Source organism: Paucidesulfovibrio gracilis DSM 16080 (assembly GCF_900167125.1).
Lineage (GTDB): Bacteria > Desulfobacterota > Desulfovibrionia > Desulfovibrionales > Desulfovibrionaceae > Paucidesulfovibrio > Paucidesulfovibrio gracilis.
In genome coordinates this window covers 49,670-65,006 of the sequence record NZ_FUYC01000003.1, presented here as the reverse complement: position 1 = coordinate 65,006, position 15,337 = coordinate 49,670, and the positions used below count along the sequence as shown (strand labels likewise).

Here is a 15,337-nt window from a genome sequence, read left to right as displayed (position 1 = left end):
GAGCATTTCAATCATGCCGCCCAAAGCAAGCAAGGTCGTTTTTCTCATCGCCGACGGCTTCGGCGATTGGCCCCTGGAAGAACTTGGAGGCCGAACTCCCATAGAGGCCGCGGAGACTCCCTATCTTGACGAATTGGCCCGGACCGGCATCTTGGGCCGGTGCAAAACCATCCCCCATGGCATGGCACCAGGATCCGATACGGCCAACATGTCCCTGCTGGGCTTTGACCCGGCCCGCCATCACACGGGACGCGGTCCCATTGAAGCCGCGGCACAAGGCTTACGGTTCGACCCGGACGATCTGATCTGGCGCATGAATCTTGTGAATCTAACGGAGTTGACGCCGCAGGGCGTGATGCTGGATTATTCCTCCGGGCACATCACCACGGAACAGGCTGCACCGCTAATTGAACATATGCAGGCCGAACTGGGCGATGCAACCTACTCTTTTGTGACCGGGGTTCAGTATCGGCATCTTTTGATCCAAAAGAACGGAGCAGCCACGGCGGATGCAAAGCTATACGTCAATCCGCCGCATGACTTGACCAACAAAAGCATTGCCGACGATGTGTCCGCCTTTGCCGCCAGCCCGGAATTGAACCGATTGGTTCACAAGGCCGCGGAGTTCCTGGCCGGTCCGGATAATTCCAGCAAGGCGCGCTCCATCTGGCCATGGGGACAGGGACGCCCGCTTCAGCTGCCGGATTTTGCCGAGACCTTTGGCCTTCAGGGAGCCGTGATCTCGGCAGTCGATCTGATCAAAGGACTGGGCCTTGCTTCCGGCATGGAAGTCCTCGAAGTGGAAGGAGCCACAGGATTGCTGGATACCAATTACCAGGGGAAAGTGGATGCGGCCCTGGAATATCTCCAACGGGGCGATTTCGTTTTTGTGCATATCGAGGCACCGGACGAATGCGGACATTCCGGCATCGCCGCAGACAAGGTGGAAGCAATGCGGCGCTTCGATGCCCGCGTGGTCGGCCCGCTCCGCGAGGCATTGGCCGGCCAGGACATTGCCTGGATCGCGGCTTGCGACCATTTCACGCCCATCGTGGAACGCACGCACACGACGGATCCCGTTCCCTTCCTTCTCCAGTTTCCGGGTTGCCGGGAATCCGGCGCTCCCCAATTCAGCGAAGCCCAGGCCGATGCCGCGGGTCTGCTTCTGGACCACGGACACGACCTCCTGCCCTGGACCCTGCGGCAACTGGGGGACGAATAATGTCCTGCGACACCACGAGTCCGGAAACATGGTATGAACACTTCATCTCCTACGGCGAAACGGACACAATGGGGGTGCTCTACTATGCGGAATACCTCCATCTGTTCGAACGGGCCAGAAGCCAATTCATTCGAGAAAGAGGCATGAGCTACGCCGAAGTGGAACGGCGTGGTTTTCTGCTTCCCATCCGGGAGGCCCAATGCCGCTACCGATCGCCGGCACGCTATGACGATTGCATCGCCCTGCGTTGTGTTATTTCGAATTGGAACCGCGCATCTCTTAAGTTTTCCTACGAAATGTTCGATAAGGACAGACGGATTCTGCTTGCTACGGGAATGACCGAGCACGCCTGCGTCAACCCACAAGGACGTCCCGTGCGCATTCCGCTATGGCTAAAGGATATGTTCGGCGCTGAAGCCTGAACCGCATACGATAACGCCGTCCCACCCCCCTGGGGCGACCTCGCACACACAGCCGGGGGTATTAATGTTTAAGAATCTCTCCATCGGACTCAAGCTCGGTATTGGTTTTGGCATTGTTCTGCTTCTTACGGCCACAGTCTCCGGAGTTTCATTCCTTGCCCAGGGCCGGGTCTCCAACGGCGTTGATGTATCCCGCGAAAATGCCCGTATAGTCCAACACATGCTGAACGGGCGTGTCGCCATCCTTTACTATCTCTGGCAGGATGACGAAACGCACCTGAACACGTTCACGGACGAAATCAATGCACTGCGTGAAGCAGCAGGTAAAGCCGCCGCGCTGACGGATGAAGCCGCCGACCGAACCCGTCTGCTGCGTATTCAAGAAAATGCCGAAGAATACGAAACAGCGCTCCAGTCGCTTCACCAGATTCAAACCTCTTTTCAGAAGAAAAACGTTGAAGTAACCCAGATCGGTTCTCGGGTTCACGACTTGGCCAAGGCGCTTGATGAAGAATACGCCCAGCGTTTTCAGGAGGCACTCGACCGGGGCGCTTCCATTCGTACCCTTGCCGGGCTGTACGACCAATCACGCAAGATAGAAACGCTGTACCAAGGATTCCAGACTGCACGGTTGCAGGTTTCCCATTTTCTGGATGATCGCGACATAACGCGTTTGGACAAAGCAGAAACCCAGCTCATCGGCATCACCCAGGCCACAAAAGCCATCAGCGGCCAGGTCTCGGGCAGTGCCAGGACGCTAACCAGGGAACTGCAAGACCTCACAGAGCAATATTTTAATACCATCCGTGAATTTCGCGGACTGGAGCAGGAACGTGCCGAGCTGCTCCCCCTTATGCGCGATAAGGGAGAAAGCGTCAGTTCCCTGGCAGTGGCAGCCAACACGGCCCAGATCAAAAGCATGGACGGCACGATCGCTAATTCGCGAATCCTGCTGATAGTCATCTCGCTGTTCAGTTTAGGTATGGGCATCGGCCTGGCTCTTTCCATTGCTCGGGCCATCACCCGTCCAGTCAACCAAGGGGTTGACTTTGCCGTGGCCATGGCCGAAGGCGATTTCAGCGTCGAAATGGAGGTCCGGCAAACCGACGAGGTGGGCCGTTTGGTCCAGTCGCTCAACAGCATGACCCATCGGCTCCGTGGAGTGGTATCCGAAGTGCTGGCTTCGGCCGACAATCTCGCATCCGGATCCGAAGAGCTTTCCGCAACCTCCCAATCCGTGGCCCAAGGCTCAACAGAACAGGCAGCATCGGTGGAGGAAATCGCCTCCAGCATGGAGGAAATGACCCAATCCATCCGCCAAAACTCGGAAAACGCGGACCGCACCGAAGGAATCGCCACCAAGGTGGCCAAAGACGCAGAGCACAGCGGTGAGGTTGTCCGCAAAAGTGTCACCGCCATGCGCGATATTGCCGACAAAATCACCTTTGTGGAGGAAATCGCACGGCAAACCAACCTTCTTGCCTTGAACGCCGCTATCGAAGCCGCACGCGCCGGAGAGCACGGCAAAGGGTTTGCGGTCGTGGCGGCGGAGGTTCGCAAGCTGGCTGAACGTAGCGGCCAGGCCGCCTCGGAAATCAGCGAAGTTTCGGCAACCACCATGAAGACCGCTGAAGAAGCTGGCGGGTTGCTGGACGGCTTGGTTCCTGAAATCCGCAAAACCGCGGCCCTGGTCCAGGAAATTGCAGCCTCATCCAAAGAGCAGGACCGCAATACCACTCAAATGAAAAAGGCCGTGGACCAGCTGGATGACATCGTGCAGCAAAATGCCTCCGCCTCTGAAGAGATGGCCTCTACGTCCGAAGAGCTTGCCAGCCAGGCCGAGGAGCTTCGGCAACTGATGAGCTTCTTCAAAATTTCTGAAAATGGTGGTTCACAGCCCAAAGCCCTAAGGGGGCAACAACGGCCTGCTCTTGCTGAATCATCAACTTCAGAACAACAAGATTCCGGCCTCGACGACAGCGATTTTGAACGATTCTGATGCTTCCTTGCGCAGTATTACCCGGCCCGGTCACTGACCGGGCTTTTTTTTGATTCTTTTACACATTTTTCATCTAATACGAAGCCGCGGACAACAGGCGCGAGCACTCGCTCCGACCTTGTTTCCCCACACAACAAGCGTATGCTGCAACCCATGTTGTACGACGTTCATACACACGCGTTTCATCCGAAAATCGCACACAAGGTTACAGCCCAATTGCAGGAGCACTACGGTATCGCCCCGGTGGGGGATGGTACACTGGAAGACCTCTTGTCCAGAGAACGCCAGGCCGGTATCGAGCAAATATTCGTGCATTCCGCTGCAACGGCTCCGGCACAGGTCATTCCCGCCAACAATTGGGCTATTGGCTTAAACTCCGACGTCCCCGAAATCACGGCATTCGGCACCATGCACCCCGGATACACCGATGCGGAAAAGGAGTTGGACCGACTGGAACAAAAAGGAATTCGCGGGATCAAACTCCATCCCGACTTTCAGGGATTTCGGCTCGATGATCCGGATTTTTATCAACTTATGGAGATGATCAACGGCAGGTTTGTGCTCATGGTCCATGTGGGCGATTCCCTGCCCCCGGAGCGCAACCCCAGTTGCCCGAAAAAACTGGCTGCCGTACGGCGGGCATTCCCCAAATCCCGCATCATTGCAGCCCACCTCGGCGGCTACCAGCACTGGAAATACGTCCCAGAGCACCTCTGCGGACTGGATGTCTGGATGGATACATCCAGCGCCTTGCCGTTCATGACGGATCAGGAGTTGCACCAAATTTTGGATCACCACCCCAGGGAACGCATCCTGTTCGGCAGTGACTACCCATTATTCGACCCGATGGAAGCGCTGCATCGGCTTCAAACCAGGCTACAACTTACGGACAGGCAATTGGAAACCCATCTCACGGCCGCCCGTGACCTTTTTCCAGAATAAGAATTTCCGTCCGCTTGTCCTCTACTATAGCCCGGGCATGGCACATATTTTCTTCCGGCAGCGGAGTTCGGTATATGTATGCGTCCGGGCATCCCGCTTGAAGGAAGCTGAGGCGCAATTTCTCACTGGTGAGGTGACGGACCGGAAGATATGCAGAACCATGCTCGCGCACGGCATCCTTTCAATCCTTTCCCTTGGGCCACAAGGGATATGATGTCGACAATCCGAGAGGGCACAAACAGCTGTATTGCCAACAGCACCGCCCATACGTAACCTGCTGACAAAAGAAAAAAGCCGCCTCGTGTGAAGCGGCTTCTTTTTCGCAAGGCATCTCGCCGATGCTCTTTTTGGCGACTAGTCTTCTTCCACTCCGGCCATCATCAAGCCGATCCGATTCACTTTTTGCTTGTCCGAAACGGAAAAGACATCCATGAAACGACCACGATAAATCACGGCGACCCGATCCGCCAGTTGCAATGCCTCATTCAGATCGCCCGTAACCAAAAGAATCCCCGCCATCTCCCGCGCGGCGAGCAAATGGTTCCAGACCTGTTCCGTAGCAGCGATATCCAGCCCCTGTGTGGGCTGCTCAGCCACAATCAATCGGGGGCAACGGTACAACTCTCGGGCCAAAACAGATTTTTGCAGGTTTCCGCCGGAGAGTTGCCAGGCCAAAGCCGCAATGCGTCCAGGGCGAATGTCAAATTTTTTAATCAACTCCGTGGTGTCACGCGCCGCCTTTTTCTTGTCCAGCCAGGGACCACGGGCAAACCCCTGTCGTGTGGTCAGCAGCAAATTGTCCACCAAGTTCAAATTCCGACAGGTGGCCAGACCGAGCCGATCCTCTGGGATGTATGCCAAAGAATTTTTCCAAGAGGGCTTGGCATAAAAATCCCGCCACCGCTTTCCCATGATGAACATGGTATCCACCGGCGGCTTGCGTAGCCCACAGATGGCTTCCACAAGGGCTTTTTGACCGTTTCCGGCCACGCCGACCACGGCCACCACCTCCCCCTGGTGCAGATCAAATGTAATATCTTCCAACCCGATGCCGGTAAGGTTGCGGACCTGGAGCACCGCGTCTCCATGTGGCATCGCCTCCCGATCCACTTCCAGCAAGACCTCCTTGCCCACCATACGGCAGGCCAGATCCGCCTTGGAAGTCACCTCGGACTCGGAAAACTCCCCTTCGATCCGCCCTTGCCGGAGGATGGCGATCTCGTCGGCTACGGCAAGCACCTCTTCCAACTTGTGGCTGATGAACACAATGGACTTGCCTTGCTCCGCAATCTTCCAAAGCGCTTCAAAAAGATGAAACGTCTCCCTTGGGGTAAGCACGGCCGTCGGCTCGTCAAAAATCAATACGCGGCTGTCGCGGTAGAGCAGTTTCAGGATTTCCACACGCTGCTTTTCGCCCATGGAAAGATCCGAAACACGCGCCGCTGGATCAATATCCAGACCATACCGTACGGACAACTCCTGAACACGATTGCGCATTTCCTTGGGGTTAAGGAAAAAGCTGCCCTCCTGCCCCAAAAGCACATTCTCAGCGACGGTCATGGATTCCACCAGCATAAAATGCTGGTAGACCATGCCGATTCCAGCTTCGATGGCGTCCCGGGCCGAAGAAAAACGTACGGGTTTACCGTCCAACGCAATGGTTCCTGCATCGGGTTGGTAGCGCCCGGCAAGCATGCTCATGAGCGTACTCTTCCCGGCGCCATTCTCCCCAAGGAGCGCCTTTACGCGCCCAGGATAGATATTCAGGGAGATGTCGTCATTGGCCACGACCTTGCCGAACCGCTTGGTCAATCCTTTGATGCTCACCAAAGGAATTCCCTGGGGCGGCACATCCCGCTTACTGCGATCCAGCTGTTTCAGCAGATTGGAAACATCCATGGCTATCCCTCCGGCTCAATGTTCACGCCCAGAGCACCCGGTCCCTGGGACCGACGTGTTCCGCGCCAGGCCGAAAGCACCAGCACCAAGACCGTCAAGGCGTACGGCAGCATGAGCAGGAACTGGGGCGCAAGATCCGTTCCCGAAGCCTGCAAACGTAGCTGAAAGGCCATGACCCCGCCAAAAAGATACGCTCCCAACACGGCTCGAAAAGGACGCCAAAAGGCGAAAATCACCAGGGCCACGGCGATCCAACCCCGGCCGCCGGAAAGACCTGTGGTCCAAAGGTGCGTGTAGGCCAAGGAAAGATAGGCTCCGGAAAGTCCCACTAAAAAACCGCCCGCAGTCACCGCGAACCAACGCAAAAGGCGAGGCTTGAGTCCGACTGCGGCAGCAGCGGCGGGCATTTCCCCTACAGCGGTAACCGCCAATCCAAGACGCGTACGCCGCATGAAAAACCAAAAGAAGACAGGGAGAAGATAGGAAATATACACCAAGATGGAATGCCGGAAAAATATGGGACCAAGCACCGGGATATCCGAAAGCAACGGAATGATCAGGGGACGAAACCCTTCCGTGCTCATGCCGATATACGGAGTTCCCATGAATTCCGTAAGTCCGCCGCCCAAAATCGTTAAGGCCAGCCCGGACACAACCTGGTTGCCCAAACAGTTGATGGTCACGAATGCGTGAATTCCGCCCATGAGCAATCCGGCCACTCCTCCGGCCAGGAGACCAAGCCAGGCAGATCCCGTCGTCAGACAAATCATGAAAGCGGCAAAGGCAGACACGCTCATCATGCCTTCAACACCAAGATTGAGAACACCGCCCTTCTCCGTGAGCATCTCTCCCAACGTGGCGTACAAAATCGGCGTTCCAGAATGTACGGTAGCGGCCAATAGGGCGATGATCAGTTCAAAGCTCATTACTCACCCTCCTTGCGCCGCTCAATGGTATATGACCCGAAGAATTGCGCCGCCAACACCGTGAGCAGGATCAAACCTTCCATGATCACGCCGTACGCGGCTGGAATCTGCAGTTCGATCTGTAAATTTTCCGCCCCAACACGCAGTGCGGCCAACAAAAACGATACCACGGCAATGGACAGAGGCTGCAGTCGGGCAAGCCAGGCCACCACAATAGCCGTGTATCCGTATCCGGCCATGATGCTGGGTTGCAGCCTCCCCACCACGGCGGAAACCTCCATGGCCCCGGCCCAACCTGCCAGCACCCCGCTTACTCCCATGACAAACATGACCAAAAAGCCATAGGGCAGCTTGGCATATCGAGCCACGCGCGCGCCTTCGCCGCTGGCCTTGAGTTCATAGCCCAACCGGGTGAAACGCATGAACGCCCAGACCGCCAGGCCGCAAATCACACAAAGGACCAGTCCCCAGTGCATTCTGCCGAATAAAATGCCGATGGTAGCGGCATCGTTGAACTCCGGAGATACGGGAAAGCCTGAAGGATCCTTCCAGACACGAAGAACGAGGTAGTCAATGGACAGGATGGCAATGTAGTTCAGCATCAAGGTGGAGATGATCTCGTTAACCTTCAACCGCAAACGCAAAAACGCGGGGATCAACGCCCAAACAGCGCCCAAAGCCAAGGCCATGAGGAACATCAACGGAAGAAGTACCCATTGCGGCAAATTCGGAAACGCCAGAGCCATCCAGGAGGCTCCGATAGCTCCCAGGGCGAATTGCCCCTCGGCGCCGATGTTCCAGATCTGCATACGAAAGGCCACGGCCACGCCGAGAGAACAGAGAAAAATGGGCACCGCTTTGAGCAGCGCCTCCTCCAAGGCCCACAGTTCGCCGAAGGTTCCTGCCCAGAGCACCTGCAGCCCCTGGATGATGGACTTGTCCTGCCAGAGCAGCAGAACCGCGCAGATGGAAAGGGAAAAGAGCAGGGCGCCCGGAAAAGTCACCAAGGCGCCCCACTTCCAGGGTTCTTCACGTTTCCTGATTCGGAACGTGTTCATATCACTCAACTTTGGTTTTAGTCGATGCTTCCAACGACGCCCTCGACAAAGAACTTCATACCGAGCAGCTCGGCATCCGAGGGGGTCTCACCTTCGGCAATGACGATCTCGCCGTCCTGGCCCTTGATGGGTCCCTGGAACACAAAATCGTTGCCGGCCACCAGCTCGGCCTTTTGGGCCTCCACCATGGTGCGAACATCTTCCGGCACCATCTCGCCGAACGGAGCGATCTCCACGATATCCTTTTCCATGCCCATCCAATGGGACTCGCCGCCCTGCCAGGAACCGTCGCGCACCTGCTCCACGGTTTCCTTATAGAACGGACCCCAGTTCCAGATGGCAGCAGTGAGATGCGCCTTGGGAGCGAAGGAGGCCATGTCGGAGTTGTAACCCACGGAGTACACGCCGCGTTCTTCAGCAGCCTCCTGCGGACCGGGGGAATCCTGGTGCTGGGCGATAACGTCACATCCGGCGTCCAACAGACTGATGGCGGCATCCTTTTCCAAAACCGGATCATACCAGGTATTGGTCCAGACCACACGCACAACGGCATCGGGATTGGCTTTGCGCACACCAAGCGTAAAAGCGTTGATTCCACGGATTACTTCGGGAATCTGCATAGCGGCGACATACCCGATTTCGTTGGAAGAGGTCATGGATCCGGCAACCAGACCGGTGAGGTAACGGGCCTGGTACATGCGGCCAAAATAGTTGCTGGCGTTGTCGGCGGTCTTGAAGCCCGAGCAGTGCATGAAATTCACGTCAGGATATTCACCCGCCACCTTGATCATGGGATCCATGAAGCCGAAGCTGGTAGCAAAAATCAGATCAAATCCCTTGCGGGCCATATTGCGGATGACACGCTCGGAGTCCGGGCCTTCAGCCACATTTTCGGCAGCCGTGGTCTCCACGCCTTCCATCTGGTCCACAACCTGGCGGCCCAAGTCGTGGGAATAGGAATACCCCGCATCACCGATGGGAGAAACATACACAAAACCGACCTTGAGCGGTTCGGCTTCCTCGGCAGGAGCCGCCTGTTCTTCAGCCTCGGCCTGTTCTTTCGAAGCCTCGGGCGTTGCTTCCTCGGCCTTGTCTCCGCCACAGCCCGCCAGGACACCGGCAAAAGCAGCCAGCATCAGGACGGTCACCAAAAATTTCCACATTTTCTGCATCACTTCCTCCAGGCAATCAATTCACAGGGATTGCTCATCATAAATTTATGAGCAACAGCAAACCAATCCAAATTCCTTGCGGACCTGACACCCGTCGATTAACCGACGCGGCGGTCCCGCCCCTCAAAATATCAATCCGTTCCACTCTGAACGATGGGTTCCACAAACTGGAACCCTGCATCCCAGGGGAACAGTACCCAGGTATCCTGGCTCACTTCCGTAATGAACGTATCCACCAGGGGGCGTCCCTCAGGCTTGGCGTACACCGTGGCAAAATGGGCCTTGGGCAACATTTCACGCACAAGCTTGGCGGTCCGTCCGGTATCCACCAAGTCATCCACCAGAAGCCAGCCTTCGCCGTCCCCTTGGAAGTTGTGCTTCAAGACACTGGCCTGCCCCTGAGCCTGCCACGTATAGCTTGAGATGCAAACGGTATCGATCATGTGGAGATCCAGCTCACGAGCAAGAATACCCGCCGGGATAAGCCCCCCGCGGGTAATGCAATAAATCCCCTTAAACGGACCGAGTTCCAAAAGTCGCCAGGACAGCGTTCGGCAGTCCTTGTGCAATTGTTCCCAGGAAACAGAAAACATCTGGGTATATCGATTGGGATCGACAGCCACGAAATACAGCCTCCTCGCTCCGTGTTGAATCGCAATCATGTAGCCCAGGAGGCCGCTTGGGGCAAGAGCAGGTCTCGCGCGTCTGTTTTTTTATAACACCTTTTATTCTGGCATGTTAGATACTCAACCATGACAGTGGAAAAAAGATTGGAAGATTTTTTCTGACCAGGTGTGATTTTTTTTTGCGTAAAAACACTTCCCAGCGGCACCGATGCGGGGTTCACAGCGTTCAATCCGAATCCGCCATCTCTGCACAATTCCGTTTTCACCCCCCGATCTTTATCTGGTCGGTCAGGCTCTGCCATGCAAACCTAGCCGCGCCATGCAACCCGCTCTCCTGGTCCGTCATCAACCGAACCGGCACAGCCCGCAACATTGCCGCATATTCCGGGCATTCCTCAAATTCTTCCAAGAATGCGGGGTGTTCCACAAGAACAGGATTCTTTGCGGCAACCCCGCCGGAAAGGAACACGCCACCCGTGGCCAAAACCTGCAAACAATACTGTCGGGCCACGCGTCCATAACAGCGGGCAAAAATTTCTGTAGTGTCTGGGCAATCGGGAAGACGCGCCGCAACGTCAACAGGTTCGAGTCGTTCCCCTGTCAGAAATTCATGAATCAAGGACAATCCGTTCCCGGAAACCAAATCCTCCTGGCGGCAATACGCCCGCTTGAGCCGTCCCAGCGCGAACAAACGCAACGAATCCTCTGCACGACGAAACGGAAAAGCCGCATGCCCGCCTTCCGAAGGCACCGGGACATCCTTGCCGTCCGCGTGAATCAAGGCACATTGTCCCAAGCCTGTGCCTGCCCCAAGCACGGCCACGGTCCCCCCGTTATTGGGCCGCCCCGCACGCAACACGTTGGCGGTCTGCCCCGGTTCGCACTGAGTGGCATAGGCCTGGGCCGTAAAATCGTTGATCAATTGTACGCTCCCCCCTGTCGAAGAGCAGTCCCGCTCCAGGTCGATATCCCATGGAATATTGGGAGGGTTGGAACGCAGGAGCCGTTCCACGGGACCGGCCACGGCGATGACGGTTTGCTCCGCGTCCCCGGGGGCGGCCGGGAAGCCCGTTTCCCGCAACATCGCCAGCAAAGCCACAAACGATTCCGCCTGGCGGGTTTGCAACCAAACCCGTTCAACCAACGCGGGCTTGCCATGACGCAACTCGAACAAAGCGAATCGGCTGCTTGTACCGCCGATATCCGCGGCGAGAATGGCAGACACCATGTTCTCCTTTATTGCAAAGCTGGACGCATGATAGTAGGCTTTCCAGTGGCGTACATCCCATGTACCTTTTTCTTTTTCACGGAAAAGGAACTCAGTCCAAATCATTCATAGAATACCCGAGAACACGCCTTTCCCCAAGGAGAAATACCCATGAGACAACGACTGCCGTTTATTCTTTTTTTGCTCTTCCTCCTGCCGTCCCTTAACGGCTGCGGCTACAACAGCATGCAGCAAAACGAGGAAGCGGTCTTTGCCGCGTGGGGCAACCTGGAAGCGGCTCTTCAGCGACGCGCGGATTTGATCCCCAACCTCGTGGAAACCGTCAAGGGATTCGCGACCCAGGAACGGGAAACCCTGGAAGCCGTGGTGGAGGCCCGTTCCAAAGCCAGTTCCATTCAACTTTCGCCCGAAGCGCTTTCCAATCCCCAGGCGCTGGCCAATTTCCAAGCCGCGCAGGGCGAACTCAGTTCGGCCCTTTCCCGTCTGATGGTGGTTGTGGAGCGGTACCCCGATCTTAAGTCGAACCAAAACTTCCTCGCGTTGCAGCACCAGCTGGAAGGCACGGAAAACCGCATCAACGTGGCCCGGCAACGCTACAACGAGGCGGTGCAAACCTTCAACTACTCCATCCGCAAATTCCCGAACAGCATGACCAACTCTCTGCTGCTCGATCTGGAACGAAAGGAATTCTTCCAGGCTGACGATGCAGCCCGACAAGTGCCGCAAGTGGACTTCGGAGCCGGGGAATAGCCAATGCCACAGCAACGCTTCACCCCCATTCTCCTCATTCTGCTTCTGCTTGCGGGAGTGACAGCACCGTCCAAAGCTGCGGCTCTGGACGTCCCTCCTCTCACCGGACGCGTGACCGATACGGCTGACATCATCAGCCCCCAGGCGGAACGAGTGTTGAATGATGCACTGGCCAAGTTGGAACACAGCGACTCCACACAGATTGTCATCCTGACCATCCCCTCACTGGAAGGCGATAACCTTGAGCGATTTTCCATCGAGGTGGCTGAACAGTGGGGCATAGGACAGTCAAAAACCGACAACGGGGCCATTCTTCTGGTCTCCCGCGATGACCATAAGATTCGCATCGAAGTGGGATACGGGCTTGAGGGCGTCCTGACCGATACCTTGTCCGGAGCCATTATCGACAACGTCATCGCCCCCCGCTTCAAGCAAGGCGACTTTGACGGCGGGTTTGTGGCCGGAGTCGTTGCCATGATCCAGGCCGTGCGCGGAGAGTATTCGGCTCCCCAGGAGGAAGACGGTCCCCCCATCGCTTTACTGGCTATACTGATGCTGCTCATCCCCGGCTTTTTCATAGGCCTGAACGCATTCGGTACGCGTGTCGGCAGACGCCGCAGCTCCCTCGGGGGCGCCGCCCTGCCTCCCTTCATTTTCTGGAGCGGAGGGTTCGGCAACCACGACGACACCAATTCCTTTGGTGGAGGATTTGGAGGATTCGGCGGCGGAGGCGGAGGCGGATTCGGTGGCGGCGGTGCTTCCGGCGATTGGTAGCGGATCCGTCGTGCAGTCCGGCAAATTGTTGGGCCAATACGTCTGTTCTTCTCGGGAACAAAGCGGGACACGCTGCTTACGGTCCCCAAACCAAACGCACTCCAGTCAGGAGATCCAAGATGACCTCACCGGCACAACGTTTTCTTAATCAACAGGACCGCCAGCACATCATCGAAGCAGTGCAGGAGGCGGAACGCAAAACATCCGGGGAGATAGTTCCCCTGGTCGCGGACATGAGCGACCAATATCCTGCAGCGGAATTCAATGGGGCGATGGTGTTGGGCATGCTGACAGCCATTGCCTCGGCCTGGCTGCTCGGATTGGAAACCATTTGGCTTTTCCTTCCTGTTTTCTGCCTGACCTACGTCGTTTTTTTTCTCCTTGTGCGCACGCTTCCGGCACTAAAACGCTTTTTTGTCCCAGGCCAGGTTTTGAACCACGCCGTGAGTCAAGCCGCAATCAATGCCTTTCACGTTCATGGACTGCATCGAACCAGAGACATGACCGGCATCCTGATTTACATCTCCGTATTTGAGCACAAGGTTCACGTGCTGGCAGACAAGGGCATCAACGATCGTGTCCCGCCACAAACCTGGAATGAAATCGTGGGAATCATCACCGACGGCATCCGTCGGGGTGAACAAGGAAAGGCCATTGCCAAAGCCGTGACCCGATGCGGCGAATTGCTTTCCGTCAACTTTCCCATTCGGGCGGACGATACGGACGAACTGCCTAATCTCATTGTGGAAGGTGATGAAAACCAATAGCCTCCCACTCATAAGACACCAATAAAAACGGGGGAGCCTCGGCTCCCCCGTTTTATATTGATATGGCAGTCCACGTATCCTGATCAGCAGGCGCTCTGTCCAAAAAATCAGCGTCTCTATTCGCTCAATGGGACACTTCAGCACTTGGCATGGGAAACACAACATCATAACCCCAGTTGTAGACAAACCCATACACGAGATAAAAAACCGCGAACCCGATATCCGTAATAAACGCTTGCCAAACGGTCATATTCAGCCACCAAGCCACCATGGGTACGGCCACCACAAGCAACGTCCCCTCAAAACAAAAGGCGTGCAGCACACGCATCCAGGTAGGCCGCAGATGCACGGGGCGTCCCAGCTGCTTCAGGGCATGGTCAAACGCCAGGTTGTAGACATAGTTTACGATCATGGCAGTTGTTGCCAGAGCAATACTCAAATAGCCCATATGTCCTACGGGCCGATCCAAAATCCAGGCCGAAGCCGGAGCACTAATGGCGATGCCGAGTACTTCAAACAGCACGGCATGTCGCAATCGATCGATTCTTGTTCGCATGGGCGGGGCAATACATGGGCTTTTCCCGCCTGTCCACCGCGAAAATCCACCAATCAGGAAAAATCCTCCGTCAGTCGATGCGGCTAGGAGGCCTTGGCCGGAGTCTGTACGCCATCCATCCGACCGCGTTCTTCCTCATTTTCCTGCTCGCGGCGACGTGCAAGGTAGCGACGCGTCAATCCCCGCAATGCCTTGGCATGCCCTTCACGTTCCTCCGGACTCAAAAACGAGCACAGCTTCTTTTCCAGCTTGTAGGGATTTTGTTCCCTGCTGATGGCCACCACACCTTCCATGATCAACTTCTGGTTGAGCAGCTCCGAACCGGTACGGAAATGCACGTTTTCCGCCATAGGCGCCAAAATCAGACTTCCCAGCACCACGCCATACAGAGTGGAGAGAAACGCTACGGGAATGGTTTCCAGGATCACGGCAGTGTCGCTGATCCCCATGAGCAGCCCGATCAAGCCGATGACACTTCCCGCCACACCAAAAGCCGGAGCAGTCCGGGCCATGTTGCGAAAAATACGTTCCGACTGTTGTCGACGCATAGCAAAAAAGGACATCTCCGTACCCATAAAATCCCGTATTTCTTGTTCCTTGTAGTTGTCCACCAAGAACATCAGGCCATTGCGTAAAAATGCGCTGGTCGTCTTTTCCCGCATTTTTTCCAAAGAGAGCACCCCATCCACCTTGCTGCGTACGGATAAATCCAGCAATGTAGACACGATTTCCCCATGTACAGCCAGCGGGACGGTGTAGGCTTCATGTACGACGCTTACGGCACGCCGCACTTCGGCAAATGGATAGCTGAGCAGCAGCGCTCCGGCCAATCCTGACAAGACAACGGCCAATGCTGCCAAATTCCAATATGCCGCTATGCCGCCGACCAGCCAAAAACTTGACAGAAATGCCACAAGGGCCAAACCAATACCAAACCAATTTCGCTTATCCATGATCCATCTCCTTCAATCGGTAGGACCGACTATGGATCTACGT

Annotated in this window: 15 protein-coding genes; 7 read left to right on the top strand and 8 right to left on the bottom strand. The window is 56.0% G+C overall.

The window, feature by feature from the left end; translation table 11 throughout:
* The first annotated feature begins 13 nt into the window (after window positions 1-13).
* The 4 genes from B5D49_RS04580 (at window position 14) to B5D49_RS04565 (ending at window position 4,585) form a co-directional block, all read left to right on the top strand.
* The gene (locus B5D49_RS04580) at window positions 14-1,222 is read left to right on the top strand and encodes a cofactor-independent phosphoglycerate mutase (protein WP_078716501.1); all 1,209 of its coding nucleotides are present in this window, start codon (window positions 14-16) and stop codon (window positions 1,220-1,222) included.
* Complete coding sequence (locus tag B5D49_RS04575) at window positions 1,222-1,644, top strand: acyl-CoA thioesterase (RefSeq protein ID WP_078716500.1); 423 nt, start codon at window positions 1,222-1,224, stop codon at window positions 1,642-1,644. Before B5D49_RS04580 ends, B5D49_RS04575 begins: the two co-directional genes overlap by 1 nt.
* Before the next feature lie 64 nt (window positions 1,645-1,708).
* Entirely contained in the window at window positions 1,709-3,643 is a 1,935-nt protein-coding gene (locus B5D49_RS04570) for a methyl-accepting chemotaxis protein (protein ID WP_078716499.1), read from the top strand.
* A gap of 153 nt (window positions 3,644-3,796) precedes the next feature.
* Window positions 3,797-4,585: an amidohydrolase family protein gene (locus B5D49_RS04565; RefSeq protein ID WP_078716802.1), complete on the top strand. Its 789-nt coding sequence runs from the start codon at window positions 3,797-3,799 to the stop codon at window positions 4,583-4,585.
* A gap of 354 nt (window positions 4,586-4,939) precedes the next feature.
* On the opposite strand, the gene B5D49_RS04560 is transcribed toward B5D49_RS04565, so the two are convergent.
* The 6 genes from B5D49_RS04560 to B5D49_RS04535 form a co-directional block, all read right to left on the bottom strand.
* Window positions 4,940-6,484: an ABC transporter ATP-binding protein gene (locus B5D49_RS04560; RefSeq protein ID WP_078716498.1), complete on the bottom strand. Its 1,545-nt coding sequence runs from the start codon at window positions 6,482-6,484 to the stop codon at window positions 4,940-4,942.
* Window positions 6,485-6,486: 2 nt separating this feature from the next.
* Window positions 6,487-7,410: an ABC transporter permease gene (locus B5D49_RS04555; protein ID WP_078716497.1), complete on the bottom strand. Its 924-nt coding sequence runs from the start codon at window positions 7,408-7,410 to the stop codon at window positions 6,487-6,489.
* Entirely contained in the window at window positions 7,410-8,468 is a 1,059-nt protein-coding gene (locus B5D49_RS04550; RefSeq protein WP_078716496.1) for an ABC transporter permease, read from the bottom strand. Before B5D49_RS04550 ends, B5D49_RS04555 begins: the two co-directional genes overlap by 1 nt.
* Window positions 8,469-8,485: 17 nt before the next feature.
* Window positions 8,486-9,640 (bottom strand): BMP family ABC transporter substrate-binding protein, encoded by a 1,155-nt coding sequence (locus B5D49_RS04545; RefSeq protein ID WP_407670521.1) that lies wholly within the window; start codon window positions 9,638-9,640, stop codon window positions 8,486-8,488.
* A gap of 131 nt (window positions 9,641-9,771) precedes the next feature.
* Window positions 9,772-10,233 carry a xanthine phosphoribosyltransferase gene (gene gpt / locus B5D49_RS04540; protein WP_234990639.1) on the bottom strand — a complete coding sequence of 154 codons (462 nt, stop codon included), beginning with the start codon at window positions 10,231-10,233 and terminating at the stop codon, window positions 9,772-9,774.
* A gap of 295 nt (window positions 10,234-10,528) precedes the next feature.
* Window positions 10,529-11,491: a glucokinase gene (locus B5D49_RS04535; protein ID WP_159447130.1), complete on the bottom strand. Its 963-nt coding sequence runs from the start codon at window positions 11,489-11,491 to the stop codon at window positions 10,529-10,531.
* 153 nt (window positions 11,492-11,644) lie between these two features.
* Here B5D49_RS04535 and B5D49_RS04530 point away from each other — a divergent pair, with 153 nt between their 5' ends.
* From B5D49_RS04530 to B5D49_RS04520, 3 genes are all read left to right on the top strand, one after another.
* The gene (locus tag B5D49_RS04530) at window positions 11,645-12,244 is read left to right on the top strand and encodes a LemA family protein (protein WP_078716493.1); all 600 of its coding nucleotides are present in this window, start codon (window positions 11,645-11,647) and stop codon (window positions 12,242-12,244) included.
* Window positions 12,245-12,247: 3 nt separating this feature from the next.
* Window positions 12,248-13,018, top strand: coding sequence for a TPM domain-containing protein (locus B5D49_RS04525; RefSeq protein WP_078716492.1), 771 nt, complete (start codon window positions 12,248-12,250; stop codon window positions 13,016-13,018).
* A 119-nt stretch (window positions 13,019-13,137) separates the two neighbouring features.
* The gene (locus tag B5D49_RS04520; protein ID WP_078716491.1) at window positions 13,138-13,785 is read left to right on the top strand and encodes a TPM domain-containing protein; all 648 of its coding nucleotides are present in this window, start codon (window positions 13,138-13,140) and stop codon (window positions 13,783-13,785) included.
* Window positions 13,786-13,909: 124 nt separating this feature from the next.
* On the opposite strand, the gene B5D49_RS04515 is transcribed toward B5D49_RS04520, so the two are convergent.
* Complete coding sequence (locus tag B5D49_RS04515; protein ID WP_078716490.1) at window positions 13,910-14,341, bottom strand: PACE efflux transporter; 432 nt, start codon at window positions 14,339-14,341, stop codon at window positions 13,910-13,912.
* An 83-nt stretch (window positions 14,342-14,424) separates the two neighbouring features.
* Window positions 14,425-15,294 carry a motility protein A gene (locus tag B5D49_RS04510; RefSeq protein ID WP_078716489.1) on the bottom strand — a complete coding sequence of 290 codons (870 nt, stop codon included), beginning with the start codon at window positions 15,292-15,294 and terminating at the stop codon, window positions 14,425-14,427.
* Window positions 15,295-15,337 lie beyond the last annotated feature (43 nt).